21 protein-coding genes and 1 pseudogene are annotated in these 23,593 nt (G+C 56.9%); 16 read left to right on the top strand and 6 right to left on the bottom strand.

What is annotated here, in order from left to right; genetic code table 11:
* The first annotated feature begins 128 nt into the window (after positions 1 to 128).
* The 6 genes from qatB (at position 129) to MOP87_RS10135 (ending at position 6,214) form a co-directional block, all read left to right on the top strand.
* Entirely contained in the window at positions 129 to 674 is a 546-nt protein-coding gene (qatB, locus tag MOP87_RS10160; protein ID WP_161774809.1) for a Qat anti-phage system associated protein QatB, read from the top strand.
* A complete protein-coding gene (qatC, locus tag MOP87_RS10155) occupies positions 671 to 2,047 on the top strand; it encodes a Qat anti-phage system QueC-like protein QatC (protein WP_063544934.1) in 1,377 nt (458 codons plus the stop codon). The genes qatB and qatC overlap by 4 nt, the downstream gene beginning before the upstream one ends.
* The gene (gene qatD, locus MOP87_RS10150) at positions 2,044 to 2,811 is read left to right on the top strand and encodes a Qat anti-phage system TatD family nuclease QatD (RefSeq protein ID WP_242810494.1); all 768 of its coding nucleotides are present in this window, start codon (positions 2,044 to 2,046) and stop codon (positions 2,809 to 2,811) included. The genes qatC and qatD overlap by 4 nt, the downstream gene beginning before the upstream one ends.
* Positions 2,812 to 3,053: 242 nt before the next feature.
* Positions 3,054 to 4,652 (top strand): AAA family ATPase, encoded by a 1,599-nt coding sequence (locus MOP87_RS10145; RefSeq protein ID WP_242810493.1) that lies wholly within the window; start codon positions 3,054 to 3,056, stop codon positions 4,650 to 4,652.
* Positions 4,645 to 5,715 (top strand): UvrD-helicase domain-containing protein, encoded by a 1,071-nt coding sequence (locus MOP87_RS10140; RefSeq protein WP_242810492.1) that lies wholly within the window; start codon positions 4,645 to 4,647, stop codon positions 5,713 to 5,715. Before MOP87_RS10145 ends, MOP87_RS10140 begins: the two co-directional genes overlap by 8 nt.
* Positions 5,716 to 5,836: 121 nt before the next feature.
* Complete coding sequence (locus MOP87_RS10135; protein WP_027915574.1) at positions 5,837 to 6,214, top strand: DUF2513 domain-containing protein; 378 nt, start codon at positions 5,837 to 5,839, stop codon at positions 6,212 to 6,214.
* Positions 6,215 to 7,098: 884 nt separating this feature from the next.
* Here MOP87_RS10135 and MOP87_RS10130 read toward each other — a convergent pair.
* Both MOP87_RS10130 and MOP87_RS10125 read right to left on the bottom strand, forming a co-directional pair.
* Positions 7,099 to 8,375, bottom strand: a pseudogene (locus MOP87_RS10130) (site-specific integrase).
* Between the two features lie 120 nt (positions 8,376 to 8,495).
* Positions 8,496 to 8,771 (bottom strand): helix-turn-helix transcriptional regulator, encoded by a 276-nt coding sequence (locus tag MOP87_RS10125; RefSeq protein WP_027915576.1) that lies wholly within the window; start codon positions 8,769 to 8,771, stop codon positions 8,496 to 8,498.
* A 91-nt stretch (positions 8,772 to 8,862) separates the two neighbouring features.
* Here MOP87_RS10125 and MOP87_RS10120 point away from each other — a divergent pair, with 91 nt between their 5' ends.
* The 6 genes from MOP87_RS10120 (at position 8,863) to MOP87_RS10095 (ending at position 14,713) form a co-directional block, all read left to right on the top strand.
* Positions 8,863 to 9,390 (top strand): hypothetical protein, encoded by a 528-nt coding sequence (locus MOP87_RS10120; protein ID WP_141400918.1) that lies wholly within the window; start codon positions 8,863 to 8,865, stop codon positions 9,388 to 9,390.
* Positions 9,383 to 9,718 carry a hypothetical protein gene (locus MOP87_RS10115; RefSeq protein WP_050587348.1) on the top strand — a complete coding sequence of 112 codons (336 nt, stop codon included), beginning with the start codon at positions 9,383 to 9,385 and terminating at the stop codon, positions 9,716 to 9,718. The genes MOP87_RS10120 and MOP87_RS10115 overlap by 8 nt, the downstream gene beginning before the upstream one ends.
* A gap of 905 nt (positions 9,719 to 10,623) precedes the next feature.
* Positions 10,624 to 11,235: a class I SAM-dependent methyltransferase gene (locus MOP87_RS10110; RefSeq protein ID WP_242810491.1), complete on the top strand. Its 612-nt coding sequence runs from the start codon at positions 10,624 to 10,626 to the stop codon at positions 11,233 to 11,235.
* 309 nt (positions 11,236 to 11,544) lie between these two features.
* Positions 11,545 to 12,795, top strand: coding sequence for an MFS transporter (locus MOP87_RS10105; protein WP_125922221.1), 1,251 nt, complete (start codon positions 11,545 to 11,547; stop codon positions 12,793 to 12,795).
* 7 nt (positions 12,796 to 12,802) lie between these two features.
* On the top strand, positions 12,803 to 14,056 hold the full coding sequence (locus tag MOP87_RS10100; protein ID WP_242810490.1) for an arsenic transporter: 1,254 nt from the start codon (positions 12,803 to 12,805) through the stop codon (positions 14,054 to 14,056).
* A 360-nt stretch (positions 14,057 to 14,416) separates the two neighbouring features.
* Entirely contained in the window at positions 14,417 to 14,713 is a 297-nt protein-coding gene (locus MOP87_RS10095; protein WP_027915581.1) for a hypothetical protein, read from the top strand.
* A gap of 18 nt (positions 14,714 to 14,731) precedes the next feature.
* Here the strand turns inward: MOP87_RS10095 and MOP87_RS10090 are convergent, their stop codons facing one another.
* Positions 14,732 to 16,354, bottom strand: coding sequence for a hybrid sensor histidine kinase/response regulator (locus MOP87_RS10090; protein WP_242810489.1), 1,623 nt, complete (start codon positions 16,352 to 16,354; stop codon positions 14,732 to 14,734).
* Positions 16,355 to 16,469: 115 nt separating this feature from the next.
* On the opposite strand from MOP87_RS10090, the gene MOP87_RS10085 reads away from it, so the two are divergent.
* Both MOP87_RS10085 and MOP87_RS10080 read left to right on the top strand, forming a co-directional pair.
* Positions 16,470 to 17,084 (top strand): response regulator transcription factor, encoded by a 615-nt coding sequence (locus MOP87_RS10085; protein WP_027915583.1) that lies wholly within the window; start codon positions 16,470 to 16,472, stop codon positions 17,082 to 17,084.
* 152 nt (positions 17,085 to 17,236) lie between these two features.
* A complete protein-coding gene (locus tag MOP87_RS10080) occupies positions 17,237 to 17,407 on the top strand; it encodes a hypothetical protein (RefSeq protein ID WP_154665202.1) in 171 nt (56 codons plus the stop codon).
* Between the two features lie 25 nt (positions 17,408 to 17,432).
* Here MOP87_RS10080 and MOP87_RS10075 read toward each other — a convergent pair whose 3' ends face one another.
* Positions 17,433 to 17,702 (bottom strand): DUF6555 family protein, encoded by a 270-nt coding sequence (locus MOP87_RS10075; RefSeq protein ID WP_027915584.1) that lies wholly within the window; start codon positions 17,700 to 17,702, stop codon positions 17,433 to 17,435.
* 131 nt (positions 17,703 to 17,833) lie between these two features.
* On the bottom strand, positions 17,834 to 18,061 hold the full coding sequence (locus MOP87_RS10070; protein WP_027915585.1) for a general stress protein: 228 nt from the start codon (positions 18,059 to 18,061) through the stop codon (positions 17,834 to 17,836).
* A 265-nt stretch (positions 18,062 to 18,326) separates the two neighbouring features.
* Here MOP87_RS10070 and MOP87_RS10065 point away from each other — a divergent pair, with 265 nt between their 5' ends.
* Together MOP87_RS10065 and MOP87_RS10060 are read left to right on the top strand one after the other, a co-directional pair.
* Positions 18,327 to 22,466: a CheR family methyltransferase gene (locus MOP87_RS10065; RefSeq protein WP_242810488.1), complete on the top strand. Its 4,140-nt coding sequence runs from the start codon at positions 18,327 to 18,329 to the stop codon at positions 22,464 to 22,466.
* Positions 22,467 to 22,556: 90 nt separating this feature from the next.
* A complete protein-coding gene (locus MOP87_RS10060; protein ID WP_028687533.1) occupies positions 22,557 to 22,955 on the top strand; it encodes an NUDIX domain-containing protein in 399 nt (132 codons plus the stop codon).
* A 44-nt stretch (positions 22,956 to 22,999) separates the two neighbouring features.
* On the opposite strand, the gene MOP87_RS10055 is transcribed toward MOP87_RS10060, so the two are convergent.
* Entirely contained in the window at positions 23,000 to 23,551 is a 552-nt protein-coding gene (locus MOP87_RS10055; protein WP_027915588.1) for an ATP-dependent Clp protease proteolytic subunit, read from the bottom strand.
* Positions 23,552 to 23,593 lie beyond the last annotated feature (42 nt).

Genomic DNA, 23,593 nt, shown 5'->3' with positions numbered 1-23,593 from the left:
GCTCCCTTCGCGGGGCGCGCAGTAGCTTCACCCGATTTGCCCGCACTGGCAGCCCTAGCGACCTTGGCAATGCGTTGTCTTCCTATGTGCGCAAAGGCGTTGGAGGATCTTCCAGAGGCGCGCGTCGCATGGGAACGTCCCGTGCTACTGCCGCCAAGCTGCTCAGCATCTTCGGAGATGTTCAGCGGAACGGGGCAGCTGAAACGCTGCGACGCTTGCAGCTCACCGTTGCCCCAGGGCAACCGGCCTCCCAGGTGCTGCTCACGCTACTTGAGTTCATTTGCCCGCCTGGAGGGGCGATCGACGAAGGTGTTGCGCGCCAGGCAGCGCTAAAGACAATCGCCGAACTGGACGAGGCAAGCAACGGTAGCTTCGATGACATGACCCAAGCTGATCGACAGAGTTTCTTCCTCGACTTCGTAGCGAATTCGATTGAGAGCATGATCATGGCGGATTTGGGCGGCAGGGGGATCACCATGCCAGATGATGTGGACGCAGTTGAGCGCATTCAATCTCAACTGAGCTCCTTTATCATGGGTTGTACACGAGGCCAGCTCGCTAACCGACTGGAGCAATGGCCGGCCCCCACAGACCAAGAGGTCAATCAGGTGACCAGTGCGATCTATGAGGCGGCATTCGATCTGATCGCCACTGCAGCGGAGGGATTAGAATGAGGCACCACAGCATTATTTGCCGGCTTGGCCAAACTGACGACCAAGAGCTGGAGTTGCTGGCGCCAGGCAGTGTCATCACCAATATTCAGTTCTTGGATGGAATTGGGAGACTGCAGTTTGGAATCGGGCAAGCCGTTGAGCAGTTGGCTGGTCTTGGTCTAAGCCCAGGAGAAACTGCCGTCGATCTTGCACTCCTGGCAGCGACCCTCACCGCAGCAGATACGAGGATCTCACGGGACACCGAATCGGAGAATGCCTGGACGAGAGAGATTGATCTCTACATCCCCGTCGCGGATCCCGTTCTTTGGGCAGCAACGTCCGACTTGCTGGCCTCGACATTGAAATTCCTCACTGGTGATCGTTGGCGCTTGGCCTTCCGCGAGCGTCCCACAGATATCGAGGAGCTTTCCCCCATCCCTGATAGCTTGAGAACAGATGAGTCTGACAGCGTATGCCTGTTCTCCGGGGGGATGGACAGCTTTATCGGCGCGATCAACCTGCTAAGTAATGGCGGCAAGCCGTTACTTGTTAGTCATTACTGGGACACTAACAGCACCAGCACCTATCAAAACGACTGTCGGGCAGTGCTGCAGGAGAGGTTTTCCGAGACCGCGATTAATCACGTACAGGCCCGTGTAGGCTTCCCGCATGACCTCGTGGAAGGTGGTGGTAGCGAGGACACGCTGCGAGCGCGCTCATTCCTGTTTTTCGCTCTGGCGGCCATGGCCGCGGAAGCGATCGGCGACTCGATCACCATCCATGTTCCTGAAAATGGCTTGATCTCTCTGAACGTCCCGCTGGATCCGCGGCGCCTAGGTGCATGTAGCACTCGTACGACCCACCCATACTACATGGCGCGGGTAAATGAGCTGTTTGGGCGCCTGGGGCTGAGCACAAGGTTGTTTAACATGTTCAGCTATCTTACCAAGGGGCAAATGGCAGAACAGTGCACAGACCCTGCATTCCTGGCGGATCATGTGCATCTCACAATGTCGTGCTCATCACCCGGAAAGGCGAGGTACCATCCCGACCCCGCGAATCGATCACCCAAGCATTGTGGGTTCTGCGTCCCCTGCATCATCCGGCGGGCTGCAATTCACCGCGGTTGTGGGCCGGATCAGACGCGGTATGTCATTCCGGATCTGCATGCTCAATCTCTGGACACGAACAAGTCTGATGGCGAACATGTGCGATCTTTCCAGTTGGCCATAGCGCGCCTCAAACGTGCGCCCCAGCGCGCAAAGTTCGCCATTCACGAGCCCGGGCCGTTGATCGACCACCCTGATAGCCTGGATAACTTTGAACAGGTCTATCGAGAGGGCTTGCTAGAAGTGGACGATTACCTTGAGGGTGTGACCGCCGTACCACTATGAAGTCGCAGAATAGATCAACTCCGAGGTGGGTGGACTTCCACTGCCATCTTGACCTCTATCCCGATCATGAGCGTCTCATCGTGGAATGCGATCGGGCTGAGGTGGCCACCTTGGCCGTGACCACAACACCGAAAGCATGGCAGCGCAATCGAGAGCTTGCGGCCTCGGCTCGGCATGTCCGGGTGGCCTTGGGCTTACATCCTCAACTAGTGGCAGAGCGCGAATCTGAGCTACCACTACTGGAACGCCTGCTTGAGGAAACTCGATACGTCGGAGAGGTGGGGCTTGATGCCGGACCCCAGTTCTATCGAAGCTTCGAGGCCCAGGAGAGGGTGTTTAAGAGAGTGCTCGAGGCTTGCTCGGAGCAGGGCGGGAAAATCCTCTCTGTCCACAGCGTGCGCAGCGTGGGTAAGGTGCTGTCCTATATTGAACGCTTACTTCCAGCCGACCGGGGAACAGTGGTGCTCCACTGGTTCACTGGCTCTCCGAGCGAAGCCAGCATGGCCGTGGAGCTTGGATGCTATTTTTCGATCAACATTCAGATGTTGAACTCCGCCAAGCATCGTAAGCTTGTCGCCTCACTCCCGTCAGACCGGCTTCTCACCGAGACCGATGGCCCGTTCGTGCAAAACGAGGGACGACCAGCCAGGCCTGCTATTGATATCCCAAAAACGGTAGAGGTGCTGGCGCTGCTTCGACATCAATCTTCAGAGCAAACTGCCGCCCAAATCATCAATAATCTTCGTGATTTGGTAAGAAAGTAGTGTGAGATTGAATGTCTTGCTACGCAGCGTACTGGGCTACGACTCTGGTTTACATTCTGTGTTCACTCTTCACTCTTCACTCTTCACCGAACTGGGTGGCGTCCTTAAGCGCAGCGGCTAAAGCCTCGTGGACATCAGCGAGACGTGCGCCCTAGCGCGCCCGCTGGCGCCATCGACAAACCGCGGTACACTCTTCCTATTCGCCCGCCCACTGGACGGGATTCCTTTAGCAAGGAAAGACGATGATCACGAAGATCAAGGTGAAAGGGTACAGAATCCATCGGGACTTTGAGCTGGAGCCTAACAGAAGGATCAACCTGCTTGTTGGTGGAAACGAGGCGGGTAAATCCTCGTTGATGGAGGCTATCGCCTTGGCGATGACGGGGCGTATGGGGGGAAGACCTGCAGCAGAAGAGCTCAATCCCTACTGGTTCAACACAGCGATAGTCTCGGAGTTTTTGGACAATCTACTTATTGGAGATGCGGCTTGGCCCACAATCGAAATTGAGCTGTTCTTGGAAAACCGACCTGACCTCCAAGCGTTGTGTGGAGTGCATAACAGCGCAATTCCTGCACAGGCTTGCCCTGGCGTGGTGTTCCGGGTCGCACCCAATCCTGAGTACTATGCAGAACTTCAAGCGTGGACGGAAAATCCGTCCATGCTGCTCCCTGTGGAGTATTACAAGATCGAGTGGCGCCATTTCGGCGATTCGGAGCTCACCCGGCGCCCTAGAGATCTCTCCATTGCGATCATCGACTCGCGTACGATCAGGACGTTTGGTGGCGTCGACTACCACCTTCGACAGATATTGAATGACCACTTGGAACCCTCTGAAAAGGCCTTGATCTCCCTGGATTACAGGCGGGCCAAAGCAGCTATGTCAGATGGGGCCTTGGCGGCGCTTAATCAGCGACTGGGGCAATTGGAGGCGTCGCTCGACCAACAACCCCTCAAGGTGGCCATGGATCAGACAACCAGGACATCGTGGGAGTCGGCTGTCGCACCGCACATAGACAATGTGCCGTTCTCGATGGCTGGGCAAGGCCAGCAGGCCACCATCAAAATCTCTCTGGCAATGGGCCGACATGCCGATCGCACCAGGGTGGTGATGATCGAGGAGCCGGAAAACCACCTTTCCCACACCAGCATGGTCAAGCTTTTGAACCGCATTGAGCGGCTCGCAGGGGAAGAACAGCAGTTGTTCATCAGCACTCACAGCACCTACGTGCTCAATAGGCTGGGGCTAGATTCTCTGATGCTGATCAATCGGGATGCAGTCACAACGATCACGGGGCTAACTCCGGAAACCGTGGGGTATTACAAGAAGCTTCCGGGCTACGATACGCTTCGGATGGCGCTCGCGGACAAACTGGTTCTCGTCGAGGGGCCGTCCGACGAGATCATTTTTGAGCGGATCTTCCATGATCGCTATCAGATGACACCGATGGCATGTGGCATTGATGTCCTCAGCATGCGCAGCCTCTCACTGGCCCGATGCCTCGAGCTCTGCTCCCGACTCGGCAAGAGGGTTGCAGTTTTGAGGGACAACGACGGCCAGGATCCCGCAGCACTTCGAGAAGACGTTGAGGAGTGGCTTGATGGAGAGCACAGAGAGCTCTTCATCGGCGATGTGGATCACGGGTACACACTGGAACCTCAACTTATTCATCACAATGGAGAGGCTGCACTCCGGGATATTCTGGGTATTCGGACTGACGCTCGCGTCGAAGTGTGGATGACCAGAGAGAAAACAGAGGCCGCCATTCGAATCGCTGAAAGTAGGCAGCGTATTGTCGCACCGACGTACATGGCAGCAGCGGCAGCCTTTATCCATGGCTAACCATCTAACCCTCGCCGTTGCGGGATCTCGCAAAACTCAGGGCCTGGTTGAGCATTGCGCCGCATTGGCGCCTACTCGTCGAGTATTGGTTGTGACGTACACCCAGCGAAATCAACACGAGCTTTCAGAACGCCTGGCGAAAGCAATTGGTCTACAGACCAATGTGGAAGTGATGGGGTGGTTCACACTACTCATTCGGCATTTTGCTCGGCCTTTCCTGCCCTTTGTCTTCGCAGGTCGACGCGTACAAGGCTTCGACTATGAAGGGCTCCCCAACCGCTTCGCAACGGGCGAAGAACGTTTTTTTAACCCCTCTGGTGCGTTGTATGCGGCTGAGCTCGGCAAACTAGCCAACCTTCTTGTGGAGCAAAGCAACGGTGCTCTGTTCTACAGATTGGAGAGCCTATACGACGAAATCCTAGTGGATGAGGTTCAAGATCTCAGCGGCTGGGACTGGGAGCTTTTAGAGAAACTGTTCACGTCCCGTATCGACATCCGGATGGTTGGCGATATTCGGCAATCAGTGCTATCGACAAGCCCTCGAAGCCGGAAGAACAAGCAATATGCCTACGCCAAGGCCCTAGCGTGGTTCCTCAGCAAGCAGAGACGAGGAGAGCTCGAGATTCAATTTCGAAACACGACGTGGCGCTGTACACCTGGTATTGCGAGCTTCTCAGACACCATCTTCAATCCCGTGTGGGGCTTCCCTAGAACGGAGTCACTCAACGAGGTTACGACTGATCATGACGGTGTATTTCTGCTCGCCAAGCGTAACGTTCATGCATATGTGGAGAGATTTAACCCTCAGTGTCTACGCGTGAACGTAAGGTCGGGCACTGCGTTCGACCTGAATTACATCAACTTCAAGGTCGCCAAGGGTGCAACCTACGAGCGCGTGCTGATCATCGCAACAGGCCCAATCGCAACTTTTCTGCAGCGAGGTAAGTCGCTTGCCCCTGGCCCAGCGGCGACGTTTTACGTGGCGGTAACCCGGGCACAGCAGAGCGTTGCTATTGTGCTTGATAAGCCAGGACAATCCATTATTCCTTACTGGGAACCGTGACTAACGCTCATTACATCGTGCATGCCAAGACCAGTGGAGAGGCATTGCGCATTTACGATGCCATCCGATTTAGAATGCCAGCTGTTCACAACCAGGAAAAAGGAGACGGGGGAACGATTCCTTGAGATTAGATAAAGAATTGATTCGTCAGATTCTGCTTGCAGTGGAAGAGAGCGACCAGACACCTGATTCGTGGATTGATCTTGAGTTCGATGATCAGACCCATAGCGTAGTTTCCTATCACGTCATGTTACTGCATGAGGCTGGCTTATTGGCTGCAAAGGATCTGTCCGCGATGGATGACTTCGACTGGCGCCCCCAGCGCCTGACCATCAGAGGGCACGAATACTTAGACACGATTCGGGACACCGAGGTGTGGCGCCTCACCAAAGCTGGCGCTGAGAAAGCCGGAGGGGTGAGTTTGGCAGTGATGCTGGAAATCGGAAAAGCGTACGGGAAGCAAGTGCTGAGGGAGCGGCTTGGCCTGGACATCGCATGAGCGCGCTAGCCTGGACTGTTGAATTGAGCCACTCAATAATGGGATTCCAGAAACACCAGTACGTACCCCATCGTGAGGGTTTGTGAAGTCTTGGAGTTTCCATTAGGGTTGCAGATGGAATCAGGCTCTCATCGAGACACCACTATGTACCTTGCTACTAAAGCGCTCCCTGAACTGCCGGAGCTGCTCACATGCACTGCCGGTAATTCTGCGTTTTACGCCGGCCTTACTCGGGTCGACGGGATCAGCGATATCGGTGAAACCGCGGGCTACAGTGCTCAGCCTGGCTACCGTTTGATACGCGTCGACCATCGGCCGCATGAAGGCAGTGCCAACGATTTCGAGATCGCTTTGGTAGACGATGCCGAGGCTTCCGTGGCTTTTTACACCAAAGTCACACTGCTCAGCGCTCCTGAAGTCAGTAGCCGATACCTTGCGAGACATCGGGTCTGGCGATCGGCAAGTACGCGTCATTCTCTAGCGCTTTCCGAAATTTCGCGAACTGTGCTTTTCGGCTACATCCTCCCGCGCTATGACCTGCTATTAGGCGAGGACGCGATCACAGGCGATGGGAAATTCTACTGGCATCGGCAGATGTCTCGTGCACTGCACCTGGGCTTTCACGTTTACGTATATGATCAGACGACGCAGGCGCTTCGGTCCATTCCAGCGGACTGCGAGCTAAGTTCTCTGCAGGACCAGATTTGGTCAAGCTCCCGCCGGGAACCTTTGCAGGGTTTCATTTCAACCGGTCCACTTAATCAGTTGGAGTGCTAGCAAAATACTCATCTTGAGCACAAGCATAGCCGTAGCCGTAGCCGTAACCGGTGCTCGGTTGCGACGACCTGAGGCAAGCAGTTCGAGTTTGATTAATGACCGATCGGCTATTTTCGAATTTTAAGCCCTTTCATAGACGAAGCTCGCTGCTCATCCAGGCTATTGTAATAAATATTCTGGGTAGTACTTAGGCTGTTGTGCCTAAGGTCTGCCTGCAAGTCCTTCATATCTCGCAAAGGCGCATCGAAAGTAGCGGATGTATGACGAAGCCAGTGTAGTGATGCCGAGCGAAGTTGATCAATTTCATCGTCGCTCCAGCCTTCCTCCTGCATTCGTTTTAGTGCACGGACAAACACTACTTGAAGCAAAGATCGGATGTAGCGATCAGACAGGCCGCCGCGACCATTTAGCGTTCCAATTAGGGGGCAAACGTCTTGAGGTGAGGGCAGGGGAGAAAGTCCTAAATAGCGGCGATATCGAGTTAAGTAACAATCAACATAGTCATCGCGCACGCTAATTCGGGCTGCTTTATTTCCCTTTCCGACAACATGAAACCACCAGTTGCCAACAGTATCTCAGCGCAGGTCACCCATTGAGGGGCGCCAGTTTTCTCTGCCGAATAAATCAGAAATCCTGAGATACATCGAAAAGATAGTTGCCACAATAAATAAAGTGCGTTCGTGTCTCGGATCCTCCGCAGCCATCTGCTCTGCACAGTCGATAACGAAACTCCACTGAAGCTCTGTAAGCGATTGTGCGGAAACGTCCAATACCGCACGTTGTTTATGATGGACTTTTGTTTTATTGCGCGGAAAGGATTCGACTCGGTCAAGCCTTCGTCCATCGCATGCTGAAAAAAACTACCACCTGCGCAATCGATCCTTGCGCCATCTGGTAGGGGCGAATTGGAAGGTCTTTCGACGACTCTACAGCGATTTTACGATCTCGTTTGCTAGCCGTACTACTGAACGGCCTCCAGTCTTTGTTCACAACACAATCATCTGACTCAAGTCGTTTTCGCCCCCCAGACGAACAATCTCGATTTCACTACTGGTCCTACCCATTCTGCTGGAGGCTGTAGGCAAAACTCCATGAACATTTCAGCATCTACACGACGAATATCAAGAATGGATTTTTTCGCTATGATCTGGGACCAGAGCAAGAGACGCTCGACATGTGTGCGAAACGAGTTGAATGTCGTCTGGTTGCCGGCATATGAGCGTAAAAAACTTCGCACCACAAGGTAGCTCTCTAAGGCCTTACAATCAGGAGCGAATCGTTTCAGATAATCAAGAACCAATGGTAGTTCCTGATGCACCCCGAGAAAACTGAGTTGGTTAAATTTCCCAAAGGTATCAAAAAGATGTTGTGGATCTACGCGCATGGGCTACTCAGACGAGGTTGCAGATCTATCAAGGATGCTTTCGAATGAGGTGCTATGCAATATCCGGGTCTGACAGTTATCGGATATTGCGTGCGTAGAGGCCTTTGCTTTGCCATCGGTTCACTGCCGATGTAGGTCTTGACGGATTCGGGAGAACAGCATTTCGATGTCGGGCTCATTGTCGATCAGCAAAAAGGCCTCTGCAAGTAGGGATAGCGGGTGCACGTCCATACGTGTCGCCAGCTCGACCAGCTTATCGAGGGTGGGGCTCTTGAGGCCGCGCTCAAGAGAGCTTACATAGGTACGGCTGCTGACATCGCCAAAATCCTCCTGGGTCAGGCCTCGGCTAGTCCTAGTTTTGCGTAGCGCTTGAGCGAGGGCTGTTTTGAGCTCCATTTGCGTATTTGATCCACAAAAGGAATGATGAAGCCTCTTTGAATCCTATAGTGCTACAATCTATAGTGTTCATTTTCGTTGGGAGAGAGCTATGACGACCTTGCGAGTAAACCCTGAAAGCTTCTCAGAAGTAGCATCCCTAGGGGCAGGATCCACATTTCTAATCGTTTGCGTGCTGGACCTTTTGGAAGAAAAAGAGATTATTGACATCAGGATTTTTGAAACGGGCCAGAGCACATTGGACTTCTTGAACGAGCTCGACAGGCCCAATGCCACTAGAGGCGTGGTAGGTCTTCAACTCGCATTGCCGCCGCGGTTGAGTCCTAACCAAAAGTGGACGGTAGAGCCTGTTGTCGACTTCGCAAGGGTTATATTGGCGCAGCCCGAGAGAACCTTAGATTCGTATGCTTACCGTATTGCGAGTGGGCGCTATTATGTTGATGGTAATGAAATACCTCTCAAGGTTGTGAGGAGCGAGAGAAGCATTTACCAAGCATCAAATGCTAATTCGAGCGATCCAGTACTGAGTGCATACCAAGCCTGGATTGCGAGGATATTAGGCGAACTGATCAATGAGCAGTTCAACATGCAGCAGAGGACGGAGGCAAGTCGTGGCTGATACAACCGGGAGTGAGTCGTTTCAGGCTTGTTTGTCAGCGCTGTCACTATTGATGTCTTGGGGCGCTGAAGAGCAAGTCGCACATAGTATAATCGGCATGCCCGATTGTGCCGCTCAAGAGATCAAGCTCCGCCTAAGCGTTATTTTTGAGATGAATAGCTACTTGAACAAGATTTTTGAGAATCCTAAGAATATCGCAGGTTTTATGTCCATGAAAAATGACAACGATTATTTTGAGGGAAGCACTCCGCTGGAGAAAATAAGCGATGGAACCTATGCATCCCTACGAGAATGCGCAAAGCGCCTTCAGGCGCTGAGTATGGGCTAGCTCCCCAGAGGCCCTGAACCAAAAGTACTTGAGTTCCACGGTGGAACTTTTTCGTATCAAGGTCAGCGCCTAGCTTTTCATGCAGAACTAGGCCTGAAGGAGGGTTGAGCCTAGTAGTGCCAGGTTCGCTGAAGACTAGCCACATCTGCTCCGCGCTGTGCCTCTAAAACAGGTTATCTTTTTTCAAAATATTTATCTTCTTTGAGGGCTCCGCAGAGCGGACCTAGGGGCTGTGAATCCATCCTTTTAAAAATACTGGCGGTAGTGTGTCGCTATCGAGAGCGGCGACGGAGCATTTCAAGCAACTGATGTGCGGTAATTATTCTTTTTTAGGGGTATTTATCCTTTTTGCGGATCCCTAACAGCCACGTAGTTACCCCCAGACAATCGGTCGGGAGCGTGATCAGATCAACCCTTAAAAAAATTATTCTTTTAAGGTTTTACTTTTTTAAGGATAGGCAATATGGCGTTTATAGCGCTGGAGTGGCACGCGTCCTATTTTTTTTACGGACCGATTGCGATTCGTAGAGTTTGCCTAGGGGAGAAGATTCAGGATAACTCATTGATTATTCTGGTTTATTGTTTTTAAGGGCCGATTACTTTTTTTAGGGCATCCTGACATTCAGACTACGTGTTGCGTGTCACTGGCGGGCTAGTAGGGCCGCTTCATTGAAAGGCCTTCGTTGTGATGTGCAATGATGGATACGAACCAGCGGCGACGCTGAGCTTGTCATGCCAGTCAGCACTGATCGTGATCCAGCCCCGGCAGCCTTATACATGATTTAACATAATACACATTATGCGCACCCAGGCATTTCCTGCTCAATACCAACCCGGGGTACATTTGAAGCCACGAATCGCTTACAGCGTCCTCTCGTAAGATCGTTTAAGGAAACCGTCCTCCCATGTCCCACCATCCATCAGCAGACCACATCATCGACCTTTACGACCGCCATGCATTTACTTGGCACCAAAAGCGCGCCAATCACTTCACTGATCGCAAATGGATTGCGCATTTCGGGAACATGCTAAAGCCGTCAGCACGTGTTCTGGATCTGGGCTGCGGCTCTGGCCAACCTGTGGCGCGACACCTGGTCGAAATCGGCGCCTGCGTTGTGAGTGTTGATTCGTCCAAACAGATGCTGATCCTGTGCAGTGCACAGTTTCCTGAGCAGCAATGGATTCACGCAGACATGCGCACACTTACATTGGGCTGTCAGTTCGACGCAATCATTGCTTGGAACAGCTTCTTCCACCTAAAGCCCACCGATCAGCGCCTGATGTTCCCGATTTTTCGTCGCCATGCGGCCCCAGGGGCGTTGCTCATGTTTACAAGTGGGCCCTCCCAGGGCGAAGCCTTGGGTACATTCGAGGGCGAGACGTTGTATCACGCCAGCTTGAGTACCAATGAATACGTCGATCAATTACACGCCAACGGGTTCGAGGTGCTTGATCACGTTGTTGAAGATCCGGATTCCGGGGGACTGACAGTATGGCTAGGGCGTCTCCTACCCTAACTCAATATTCTTTTCAGTAATAACTACACTAAATATTCATTTAGTTTAGTTATATAATTGACCTAGGTTGTCGTCGCCTATCCATCCCTTCCGTACCAGGTTTTCATTGGGCGATGCGTGCCGACCGAGCCCGCCATTCCATCCCTCCCCGAATTCCCAGCCCTCATCCAGATAACTTAAATCCGCCTCTGGAACCTATCCTCGCCGTGCACAGTCTTTGCCAAAGATACCCCAGCATCACCACTCGCCCGCCGCCCATACCCTGGCCCATGCCAGCGATGGCTACGTGGCCCTCTCGAGAGCACGTCCTTGGAAAATCCTAGGCAATCCGCCCCGCATCGCTCGCTTGACTGGTTGAACTTCTTCCTTGCCGATGTACGTGACGGACTTGGACCGTACCTTGCCATCTATCTGCTCGCCGTTCATCAATGGCAGCCCGCGAGCATAGGGCTGGTCATGACGATTGCCGGTGTTACTGCCCTGCTCGCTCAGACGCCCGCTGGCGCCCTGATTGACCGTACGCCCGCCAAACGTGCCGTTGTGGTCATAGCGGCAGTCCTGGTAACCGGGAGCTGTCTGTTGCTGCCTTTCATCACATCATTCACTTGGGTTGCCGTAACGCAAACCATCAGCGCCTTGGCCGGCTCCGTGTTCGCGCCGGCGATCGCAGCCATCTCTCTGGGGCTGACCGGACCGAAGGCGTTCACGCGACGCGTGGGGCGCAACGAGACCTTCAACCATGCTGGAAATGCTTTCTCTGCACTACTGGCCGGTGGCCTCGCCTACCTGTATGGGCCGGTGGTGGTGTTCTATCTGATGGCTGCATTGACCGTGGCCAGCATCATCGCGGTAGCCTGCGTCCCGGGCGCTGAGATTGACCATCACGTGGCTCGAGGCCTGACCCATAGCCCGAACGATCAGGACAATCCGGCGGGCTTGGCGCTGCTGTTGCATAACCGCACATTGCTGCTCTTCGCGATCTGCTGTGCCTTGTTCCATCTGGCCAATGCGGCCATGCTGCCGTTGGTAAGCCAGAAACTCTCTCAAGTCGACCTGCGCCTGGCCACGCCATTGACCTCGGCTTGCATCGTGGCAGCCCAGTTGGTCATGGTGCCCATGGCGCTGCTGGTCGGGGCGCGTGCCGAACAATGGGGGCGCAAGCCGTTCATGCTCGTGGGGTTCCTGATACTTCCACTGCGCGGCGCGCTCTACACCTTGTCTGACAACCCCTTCTGGCTCGTAGGCGTGCAGCTACTCGATGGCATTGGCGCGGGCATTTTCGGGGCGCTGTTCCCGATCATCGTCAAGGACCTCACCGAGGGTACCGGGCGGTTCAACGTAAGCCTTGGCGCGCTCACCGCCGTGTTCGGCCTTGGTGCTGCGCTGAGCCCTGGTCTGGCGGGGTTCGTCGTCCAAGCAGCGGGCTACAATGCCGCGTTCCTGACGCTGGCCGGGATCGCAGCCTGCGCATTTGTTCTTGTGCTGGTCGCCCTCCCCGAAACGCACCCACGCCAGGGCGATGCGCCCTCCTCTTCTATGCCGTCAACCGCCGGAAACTGAACCCTTGATGCACCTGAGCCAAACATCGTTGATCATCTGGATCGTCTCGGCCCTGGCCACTGCTGGCGTCATACTCAGACCCTTCAAGGTGCCCGAATTCATCTGGGCCCTAGGCGGTGCAACCGTACTCGTGCTGTTTGGGCTGATTGCTCCGATGAACGCTTTGGCGGCGGTGGTCAAGGGGAGCGACGTCTACCTGTTTTTGATCGGCATGATGGTTCTGGCCGAAGTGGCCCGCCAGGAGGGGCTTTTCGATTGGGTGGCTCGTTATGCCGTAGGCCATGCCCAAGGGTCTGGTCAACGGCTGTTCAATCTGGTTTTCCTGGTCGGCACCGTGGTGACCGTTTTTCTCTCGAACGATGCCACTGCCGTGGTTCTGACGCCAGCAGTGTATGCCGCCTGCAAGGCCGCCAAGGCTGAGCCTCTGCCCTACCTGTTCATCTGTGCATTCATCGCCAATGCCGCAAGCTTCGTTCTGCCCATTTCCAATCCCGCCAACCTGGTGGTATTCGGCAGCCAGATGCCTCCTCTGCTGGACTGGTTAAAGCAGTTCACGTTGCCTTCGTTGGCAGCCATCGCGGCGACGTATGTCATTTTGCGTATCACCCAACGCCGTCAGATCTGCCAGCCGCTTGCGTTGACCGTGCAAATACAGCCTCTTCCAGTCGGTGCGCGCTTGTGTGCATGGGGCATTGCGCTGACTGCCTGCGTGCTGCTGGGTGCATCGGCGCTGGACGTACCACTAGGCCTACCTACTTTTAGCGCTGGTATTGCTACCGCCGCGCTGATCCATTTGCGCCAACGGCGCAGTCCGATGCCAGTCCTGCGACACGTCGCCTGGAGTGTGCTGCCATTGGTTGCGGGCTTGTTCGTGTTGGTCGAAGCTGTGGCTCAGACAGGCGCGATCGAACAGCTGGCGCATGCGCTCATGACCCTGGAGCAGACGTCTCAGACCGCTGCGAGCTGGACCGCGGGGGTGGGTGTAGCCGTGGCTAGCAACTTGATGAACAACCTGCCGAGTGGGCTGATTGCCGGCTCCATGGTCGATATCGCCCACCTCCCTCGGCAAACTACCGCCGCGTTGCTGATTGGGGTCGACCTAGGTCCGAACTTGTCCATTACCGGATCCCTTGCAACCTTGCTCTGGCTGGTGGCGATTCGACGTGAAGGCGAGTCTGTCAGCGCCTGGCAATTTCTGCGCCTGGGGCTGCTGGTCATGCCGCCAGCTCTAGCCGCAGCGCTGTTGGCCCTTATGGTCTGAGGCTCAACTGGGCATCCGATCACTGCTCGCCGCTGCGCACGCGCTGTCTAGGTCGACACCCGCGAGGAAGGTAGCAAAGTGATCGCGAAGCGCAGGTGCCCAGTTTGCCCTTCAGGGTTAGGCGGCCGAGGGTGACCACTTGGCCGCTCTCGGGATGTTCCAGGACGGTATCCTTGATGCCGAGCCGCCATAGTACCAGCATGAAGGAGCGCAGCAGGTGCGGCGATACACCAATAGCGGCCTTGTTATCTGCCTGTCGGATACTGAGTAGCTAAATGCCATTTAGCACATCTGCCCTAATCGATCCTGCATCCCGCCCACGCTATATTTCGGTTCTTTCATCGCTAAGGAACCATCCCCATGACCCCCTTCAAGCTGATCGCCATTACCGGGGCTCTATTGGCCATGGCCGGCTGCCAAACGGTCAAGCCGTCTGATGACACCCTGAAGAAGCGTACCGAGTTCGTGCTCAACACCAAAGTGTCGAAAGTGGAAGATGTGCGCAGCGACAGCACCATCACCTACTACACCGCCACGACTGGCAAAGGGCGGTTCGAATGCCAGATGCCCAGTGGTGCACTTGTCGCTGCGGCGGGCATGGGCATTTATCAACCCACCCCCAGCTGCGTGAAAGAAGGCCAGACCGGCCGCCTGTGACCAGGGCTGCGGCCGCTTTCAACAGGGAGGCAATGTGGGCTCACCACAGAGCGTGCGCAGCATGGCTCGCAATTCGGCCGGGCGCACAGGCTTGGACAGCACTGCGATATCGCGACCCTGTACCGCGTCCTGTATTCGGTCCGGATCATGCCCCGTCATGATCAAGGCTGGTACAGCCCAGCCCCGCTCGCTGCGCAGCCGCTCGATGCAATCGACTCCGGTGGCGTCCTGGCCAAGGTCATAGTCGGCAACGATGACGTCACAGTCCTCATTCGAAGCGGCAGCAGAACTGTGCCCATCCACTTCGCACCCCCAGCGCTGCAACAGGGCCGACGTTGCCCTGAGCACGTTATGGTCGTCTTCTATCAGGCAGACTCGCAGGCCGCTGAGCAAACCTGCAGCGGCAAGCTCGTGCTCAGGCGCTGGCAGTGTAGGTTGAGGCGTTATCTGCGCGAACCCCTTCAGGCTCACGGTAGTGCCGTGGCCGGGTCGAGATTGCAGGTGCACCTGCACGTCCATCAGCCGTGCAAGCCGACGAACGATCGACAGGCCCAATCCGACGCCCTCGACGTCCTTGTCGCGCACTTGTCTGACCCGGTAGAACTCCTCGAACACCAGCGTCTGGTGTGCAGGTTCGATGCCTCGCCCCTGATCACAGACCATGATGGCAAGACCTCCCTGGCAGCGTCGGACACCCATCAACAGTGGCCGTCCCGGTGCGTACTTGAGGCTGTTGGAAAGGACGTTCTGGACCATAGTCGTCAATATGCCGCGGTCTGCACGCGTCCAGTAGGCACAAGGCCGCACCCGTATCTCCACCCCCGCCCAGCGAGCAGCCTCGGCGTGCTCACGCGCAAGGGTCTCGAGAAAATCGCCCAGGGCAAAGGGCTCATGGCGCGGCTGCACACGCCCGTTGTCCAAGGTGTACAGGTCCAGAATCGAACGAAACAGCTGGGACACATTCAGCAGCGATCGATCAATGCTGTCCACCAGCCTGCGTTCCTCCTCGCCCAGCCGCGCCTCGCGCAGGCAAGCGGTGAACAGACTGATGGAGTGAATGGGTTGGCGCAGGTCGTGACTCGCCTGGGCCAGAAAGCGGGACTTCTCGAGATTGGCTGAAACGGCCTGCTCCGAAGCTCGGCGCGTGCGTTCGAGCAGCAAGTGCGCATAGACGGGGATCACGGTGCTGGTGGTCAGCAACATCAGCACCAGAAAAGGGTTGGCCTGCCAGTAAGGCGTCAGTTGGTACACCGCAACCAAGGCGATCAGCGCCAGCCCGGTCGCGATGGCCAGGTACCGGGAGCCGAAACGCATGCCGTTGCCCAGGTTGACCCACACCATCACGGCATACAGGGGCAGCGCCGCCTCACCGCCGACTACCAGGCCGAAGCAGGTGCCTGTGTAGTCGTGCACCATGCCCAGCACCCGGCGCCACGGATAGTGCCCCGGCCAGCGTGCGATGGCCTGGCGCAGAAGCACCGATACCAGGAGAAAGACGACAATGTAGACGACCACCGGCACGTAGAGCGCAGCAGAGCGGTCCAGCAGAAAGACCAGCATCGCCACATAGGCGAAGGCGCAACTGCCAACGACCAGACGCAAGTTCGCTTGATCGAGCTCGTTGTTTTTATCCAGGGCCATGGCCAGAATCCTTTTCATCAGGCGGCTTTGCTCCCGTGACGGGGCGGCACGCACTTGCCAGGGCTGCTACGTTAACATGGCCCGATCGACCTGCGGCCAAAGGGAGTTGCCAAGCGTGACCAGTCGAATAATCGTGGCGGACGACCATCCGCTTTTCAGGGAAGCCATGGTGCGTACCGTCTACCGTGTGCTGCCAAGCGCCCATGTAGCTGAGGCCGGCAGCCTGGATGAGGTACTGCAGCTTGCCAGCGTCGGCGAGGCCCTCGACACCTTGATCCTTGACCTGCGTTTTCCGGGCCTGGATTCCGTCAGCCGCCTCGCCCAGCTCAAACGCCAACTGCCGCGCACGACCTTGATCGTCGTCTCGATGGTGGATGATCCGGTCATCATCGACCAAGTCATGGCTTGCGGCGTTGATGGTTTCATCGGCAAAAGCCTGAGCGCCGAGCAAATGGGCGCTGCGATCCTTGCCGTTCGAGCCGGAGAAGTGTTGGTGCGCTTCGCGCCCTCAGGGCTGCTGCCGGTCGCCAATGCCGACTCGGGTACCGAGCACCTGACTCAACGCCAACAAGACGTGCTGCGCTTGATCGCTCAGGGCAAGACCAACAAGGAGATAGCCAAGGCCTTGGATATCTCGCCCTTCACGGTGCGCATCCACGTTTCGTCACTGCTCAAGGCACTTAATGTCAGCTCGCGTACCGCTGCTGCCGTCAAGTACTCGGCCGGGTAGCACCGTTGGTCAGACCTGCGCCTGCCTAGACGGACTTCTACGCGTGCGGTGGTGCTCTGAACAAGTGAGAGGCCTGGCAATGGCTGTGCCCCTCACTCCTGTGTTGGCCCGCCGTCAGGGCGGGCCTTTTTTAACCAGCGGAGGCGCGCGCAATGATGCAGAAACTGATGATGGGGGGCGGCAATGTCCAGGACGACTGGCCCGAGCTTGAGCAAGAGCAGCGCAATGATAAAGTCGATGACCCGGACACTGATCCCGGTCTGACCGATGAAGACCAGGATCGGCCAGGCGTGCCTGCCAGCGATCCCGAGGCGGGTGCGTGATCGGTTGATGATGCAGGCTGCGCAATCAGGCGGTGGTGGCAGGGTCTTCCAGGGACTGCCCAGGCTTGCTGCCTGATAGGCGCCAGGTCACGTCCGTGACGCCGTAGCGTTCGGCCATGGGCCGGCTGACCTTGCGGATTTTCTCGCGCCCGAATTTCGGAATGATGCCAATGCCTGCATCGCAGCTCGCCCAGTGCCAGGCTTCGGCGTTATCCAGGCGTTCAAGACGAATGATGAAGGTGCGGGGCTCGCCATGGAGCCGATAATCGATGATGTACAACTGGGGACTAGGCATCGCTGCACCCTCCTCTTTTGCGTGGATGACCCTGCGATGGAGTGCAGCTCGGCGATAAAGATTCAATCGAATATGCGTCATTGCTCCCAAGGGGTGCCTGGCACAGCCTTTGGCAGGCACCCAGGATGAGTTCAGCCACGCGCTTCGTTCGTTGCACTACGCCCGCCGCCGTGGCTGTTCTGACCACCCTTACGGCCAGCCTGCGAAGCGCGCTCACGGTCATTGGCGAAGTTTCCACCTGAAACCTGACCCCCTTTCTGCCCAGCACGGGAGGCCTTTTCGCGGTCATTGGCGAAATTGCCCGGGTTGGTTTCCTTGGTGCCGCCACGTTGACCGGTCGATTTTTGATCACGAGCCATATCGTTTCTCCTTGCGGTTCTGGAAGTGCGCATGGCACGAAGCCGCGCCCTTCATCAGAACCCGTGCGATGACAGGCTACTCAGTCCCAAGGCATGGATTGCAGATCGGTGGCGCGAATTGATTCTCTGGCCGAACACTTGCGGGCCAGCCATTAGCGCCTCGTAAAGGCGCTCGCGAATATCCTCGCGCGTTGCCTATAATGTCCCTCCTCCTGCCCCGCGACATGTCGATGGGCTGTCCGTCAGGTCTGTACAGGGCACCGCCATGAAGTCGACCGTTAACCAGCCCGCCGCGCCCCATCCTTCGAACCTGAGTCCTAGTCATCTCAATTTCCCGGTGGTGGGTATTGGTGCTTCTGCAGGGGGGATCGAAGCCATCTGTACCCTGTTCAGGCAGATGCCTGCCGACTCTGGCATGGCATTCGTCATCGTGCTGCACTTGTCTCCAGACCATCAGAGTGTCGCTGATCGAATCATTCAGGAGACCACCGGCATGCCGGTGAGCCAGGTAACGGCGCCGGTACCGATTGAACGCAACCATGTATACGTGATCTCCCCTGCCAATCGGCTGTCGACCAATGACGGCTATCTGCGTGTGGCACCCGCCAACAGGCGACGCGGTGACCATGTGGCGATCGACCTGTTTTTCCGTGACTTGGCCGACGTACACAAGGACCATGCCTTTTGCGTGGTACTGTCCGGCACCGGCGCAGACGGCGCCGTAGGGTTGGCGCGCGTCAAGGAGCAAGGCGGCGTCACTTTGGTGCAAAGCCCGGATGATGCCCAGTATGACAGCATGCCCAGGGCGGCCATCGAAACCGGGCTGGTCGACGTTGTGCTCCCGGCGGCAGAGCTTGCCCAAAAGCTGATGGAGCTGTGGCATAACGCACGGCAGGTCAACCTCCCACGCATCGAGGATGACAGCCTGCCGCCTGCGCTGGGTACCCGGGCGGGCGACCCGGAGTCATGCGAACCTTTGCTGGAAGAGATCCTGCTGCAACTGCGTAGTGCTACCGGGCATGACTTCCAGCACTACAAGCGCGCCACCGTGCTACGACGGATTGAGCGGCGCCTGCATGTCACGGGGCAGGCCGACCTGCGGGCTTACCTGCACTACCTCGAAAACCACAAGGAGGAATCCGCCGACTTACTAGCGGACATGCTCATAGGCGTCACCAATTTTTTCCGCGACCGTGAAGCGTTCGAAGCCTTGGAACGAATTGTCATGCCCCAACTGGTGGGCGAGCCGGACTCGGCTGACAACCCGGCAGAGATTCGCATCTGGTCCGCCGGCTGCTCGACAGGAGAGGAGTCCTACAGCCTGGCCATGCTGACATGCGAGCAGTTGGCCGTGGACCAACGTGCCAATAACGTACAGGTGTTCGCCACCGATCTTGACGAGCGCGCCATTGGCCATGCCCGCACGGGTTTGTATCCAGAGTCCATCATCACCGACGTGCCGCCATCGCGGCTGCGCCAGTTCTTCGTCAAGGAAGACCAGCATTATCGAGTACGCAAGGAAATACGCGAGAAAGTGCTTTTTGCGCGGCATAACCTGCTGTCCGATCCGCCCTTCTCGCAATTGGGCTTGATCGTCTGTCGCAATCTGCTGATTTACCTGGACCGCGAAATCCAGCGTGACATCCTGCGCATGTTCCATTTCGCCCTGCGCCCGGGTGGGTACCTGTTCCTGGGCTCGTCCGAATCAGCAGAGCTGGCTGGCGAGCTGTTTGCAGTGGTGGACAAGCGTAATCGCATCTACCGGGCGCGCGAGGTCGCCGGTGCCGGCACGCGTCCGGGGCGTCAGCTGCAAGGGGGTGATCTAGGCGCTCTGAAGCAGCCGGCCACCGCCAAAAGCAGAGCCCAGCGCAAGCCCTCCTATGCAGAGGTGCACCACCGCGCACTGGCGCGCCGAACCCCGCCGAGCCTGATCATCGACGGTGAGGGTACCATCCTTCATCTGAGTGAAGGGGTCGGGCGCTTCATGCAACTGGGCAGCGGTGAATTGAGCCGTAACTTGCTCAACCTGGTACTGCCCAGCCTGCGACTGGCGCTTCGCAGCACCCTGTTCCAGGCGCGCCAGGGCACCCATGCGGTCACCTCTCGCCCTGTGGACCTGGGCGAGGATGACCAGCGCTGCCAGGTAGAGATTACGGTGCAACCGCATAAGGATGAGCAGACAGCCGGCGAATACCTGCTGGTAGTGTTCGAAGAGCGCGCGCCCGATCCGTCATTGCCCTTGGTCGGTGCCATTCGCCAGACCGACAGCATGGTGCTGAACAACCTGGAGCGAGAGTTGCAGCGCACGCGCTTGCAATTGCAGGAGACCATCGAGCAGTCGGAGATCTCCAGTGAAGAGCTCACCGCCTCCAATGAAGAGATGCAGACCATCAACGAAGAGCTTCGCTCGGCCAGCGAAGAACTTGAAACCAGCAAGGAAGAGCTGCAGTCGATCAACGAAGAACTGTTGACCGTCAACTACGAGCTCAAGAACAAGGTCGAGGAGACCGACAAGGTCAATGACTACCTGCGCAACTTGATTGCCAGCACTGACATCGCCGCCGTGTTCGTCGACCGCAACCTGCACATTCGCTGGTTCACCCCGCGTGCGACCGACCTGTTCAACATGCTGCCGGTGGACACAGGCCGCTCTCTGCTCGACATCACTCATCGCTTGGATTACCCCGCTCTGGCAGATGATGCGCGTGCCGTGGTCAATGGCGAGCACATCATCGAGCGCGAAATCGGAGGCCAGGCCTACCACTGGTACCTGGCCAGGTTGCTGCCCTATCGCTCAAGCGAACAGAAGATCGACGGGGCCGTGCTTACCTTTATCGACATCAGCAAGAGCCGCGCGGCCGAGGAGCGTCTGCGACTTGGCGAGGAACGCATGCGAGTAGTCGCTGAAAGTACCCACGAATTCGCCATCATCCTGTTGGATGAGCAGGGCTTGATCACTGATTGGAACACAGGCGCCACATTGATCTTCGGCCATGAAAAGGCCGATGTAGTGGGCCGGCATTACCAGCTCATCTTCACCGAGGAAGATCGCCAGCACGGCATTCCCGAGCAGGAGTTGCAAAGGGCGCGCACCAACGGCCGTAGCCAGGATGAGCGCTGGCACGTGCGCAATGACGATAGCCGCTTCTATGCCAGCGGTGAGATCTCGCGCTTGAAAGGCAATTCATTGCGTGGTTTCGTGAAGATCGCTCGTGACTTGACCGGGCACAAGCGCCTGCACGATGAACAGAGCAAGCAATTGGCCGAGTCGCAAAGCAGCAGCCACATGAAGGATGAGTTTTTTGCCATCATGTCCCACGAGCTCAAACACCCGCTCAACCTGATCCAGCTCAACGCCGAGATCCTGCGTCGTCTGCCTTCGATCGCCCACATCGCCGCTGCGAGCAAGGCGGTAGCCACCATTCGCGAGGCTGTCGCCAGCCAGGCGCGCATCATCGACGATCTCCTGGACGTGGCCCGTATCCGTACCGGCAAGCTCAAGCTCAAGACCGAAGCAGTAGACGTGGCTGCCATCGTCGAGGGTATCCATGGGGTTGTCGTCAGCGAGCAGCCTGACTCGGCAGTGGTGCTGGAGCTGCCTGCTGACCGTCTACCGCTGTTCATCGACGGGGATAGCACACGCTTGGAGCAAGTGATCTGGAACCTGCTCAACAACGCCCTGAAGTTCAGCCCGCCCGGTAGCGCCATTCGGTTGTCGCTCAGCCACGATGACACGCAGGTGTCGCTCAGCGTGATAGACCAGGGCATCGGCCTGACGGCAGACAGCCTGGAGCACATTTTCGATCTGTTCAGCCAGGCAGCGTCGCCGCTCGGGCACGCGGCTCGAGAGGGTCTGGGAATAGGGTTGTCGCTGGTCCGTCAGTTAGTGGAGGCCCATGGCGGAAGCGTAAGCGCGTACTCCGCAGGCCTCGGTCAAGGCTGTACGTTCACCGTCACTCTGCCCTTGTCCCAGAGTGGTAGAGGTGAGCAGCTTGCCTGCCAGCAACCTGAACGCATGGGTCGCCTTGATGGCTTGCACGTGCTGCTGGTGGACGACTCGCCCGAAGTGCTCGACGTCATGCAACAGCTCCTGGAAATGGAATGTGCGCAGGTAAGCGCGTTCGCTGACCCGCGCCAGGCGCTCGAGGTCGCCAGGGACACGAAGTACGACGTCATTCTGTCGGACATCGGCATGCCAGTCATGGACGGCCATGCACTGATAAAGGCCCTGCGAGACATGAAGCACCTGCAGCACACGCCGGCCATCGCCCTGACTGGCTATGGGGCGAGCGCCGATCAGCACCGGTCGAAGCAATCAGGCTTTGATCGCCACCTGAACAAGCCCGTCGGCTATGACGAATTGGTAGAGGCCATCGAAAGCCTGCACGATTCGGTTCTCTACTGACCGTTCGTCGGTGAATTGTTACAGTTTTATGACTTTTTTACGGTTCTCGGCGACTAATTCCTCATAGGAATGTGATTCGCCGGAGTACCCATGAAATCTGCCAAGCCCCGCGCAACCATTATCTGTCGGCATGGCAAACACGCTCATAAATGGCTATGGGTTCGCAAGCAAAACGCCCCTTGGACGCTGCCAGGTGGCAAAGTTGAGCCTGGTGAGACGCCGCTTGAGGCGGCCCAGCGTGAATTGCTAGAGGAGACAGGTCTGCAGGCCCACAATTTCACGCTGCTGATGCGCCACGAGACGCCCCAGCGCATGCACTATGTCTTCGAGGCCGAGTTTGATGAAGCGCCCCAGCCTTGCGCCTTGCATGAGATCGCTGACTTTCAGTTCGCGCATTTCGAAAACGTCAGCACGCTCAAGCAAGACATCAGGAAGTTGATTCGCTCGTTGCTCGAGTGTGACGCGGCTACTGCGGCGTCTGTTCGCTGACGCCCTCCTCGACTGGCTGCTATCTGGAGTACAGGCGTGCCGCTTTAGGCGTGCACGCTCCATTGACAGTCGCCCGCCTCAATCGGCAAATCGTCGATCGCATGAATCATCCCGCTGTCCAGAGCTTCTTGTGGGCCAAGGATCCGTGGGGCCGCCATCAGGTAGCGGGGCACGTCAAGCGCCTGCGCCGCGCCTTCCGTGCGCTGAGCCACAATCTGGGCGTACAGGCGCAAGTCATAATCCAAGCTCATTGCATATTCGGCCATCCGAGAGTGGTCGATGGAACCGTGCAGCGTCCAGTGGAAGGGATGGAACAGGAACTTGCTGTAGGTGCACGCGGTGCGGCGCTCGCCGGCCAGAAACAGGATGTTGCCCATCGACTCGACAGTGCCAAGGTTATGCGTGTGCACAGTGACAGGCAAAGTCCGCAGGTAGTTGTACAAGGTAAACCCGTAGCTGCACTCGCCGCCCATGGTGGCGACATTCAGCTGCACCACCTCGGCCCCCTGGTTCACAGCCTTGGTACAGGTGTTGATCAGGTTGCCGCAGGTAGAAGAATTGATAGGGCCGGTGAAATGGATGATGTGTCTGGCCATGCGCACCTCCAAGAAGTGTCGATACAGAGCGTCGGTCACCAC

The sequence above is a fragment of the Pseudomonas sp. I3-I5 genome, assembly GCF_022699445.1.
Classification (GTDB): Bacteria; Pseudomonadota; Gammaproteobacteria; order Pseudomonadales; family Pseudomonadaceae; genus Aquipseudomonas; species Aquipseudomonas fulva.
This window is presented reverse-complemented; position numbering and strand designations above follow the sequence as displayed.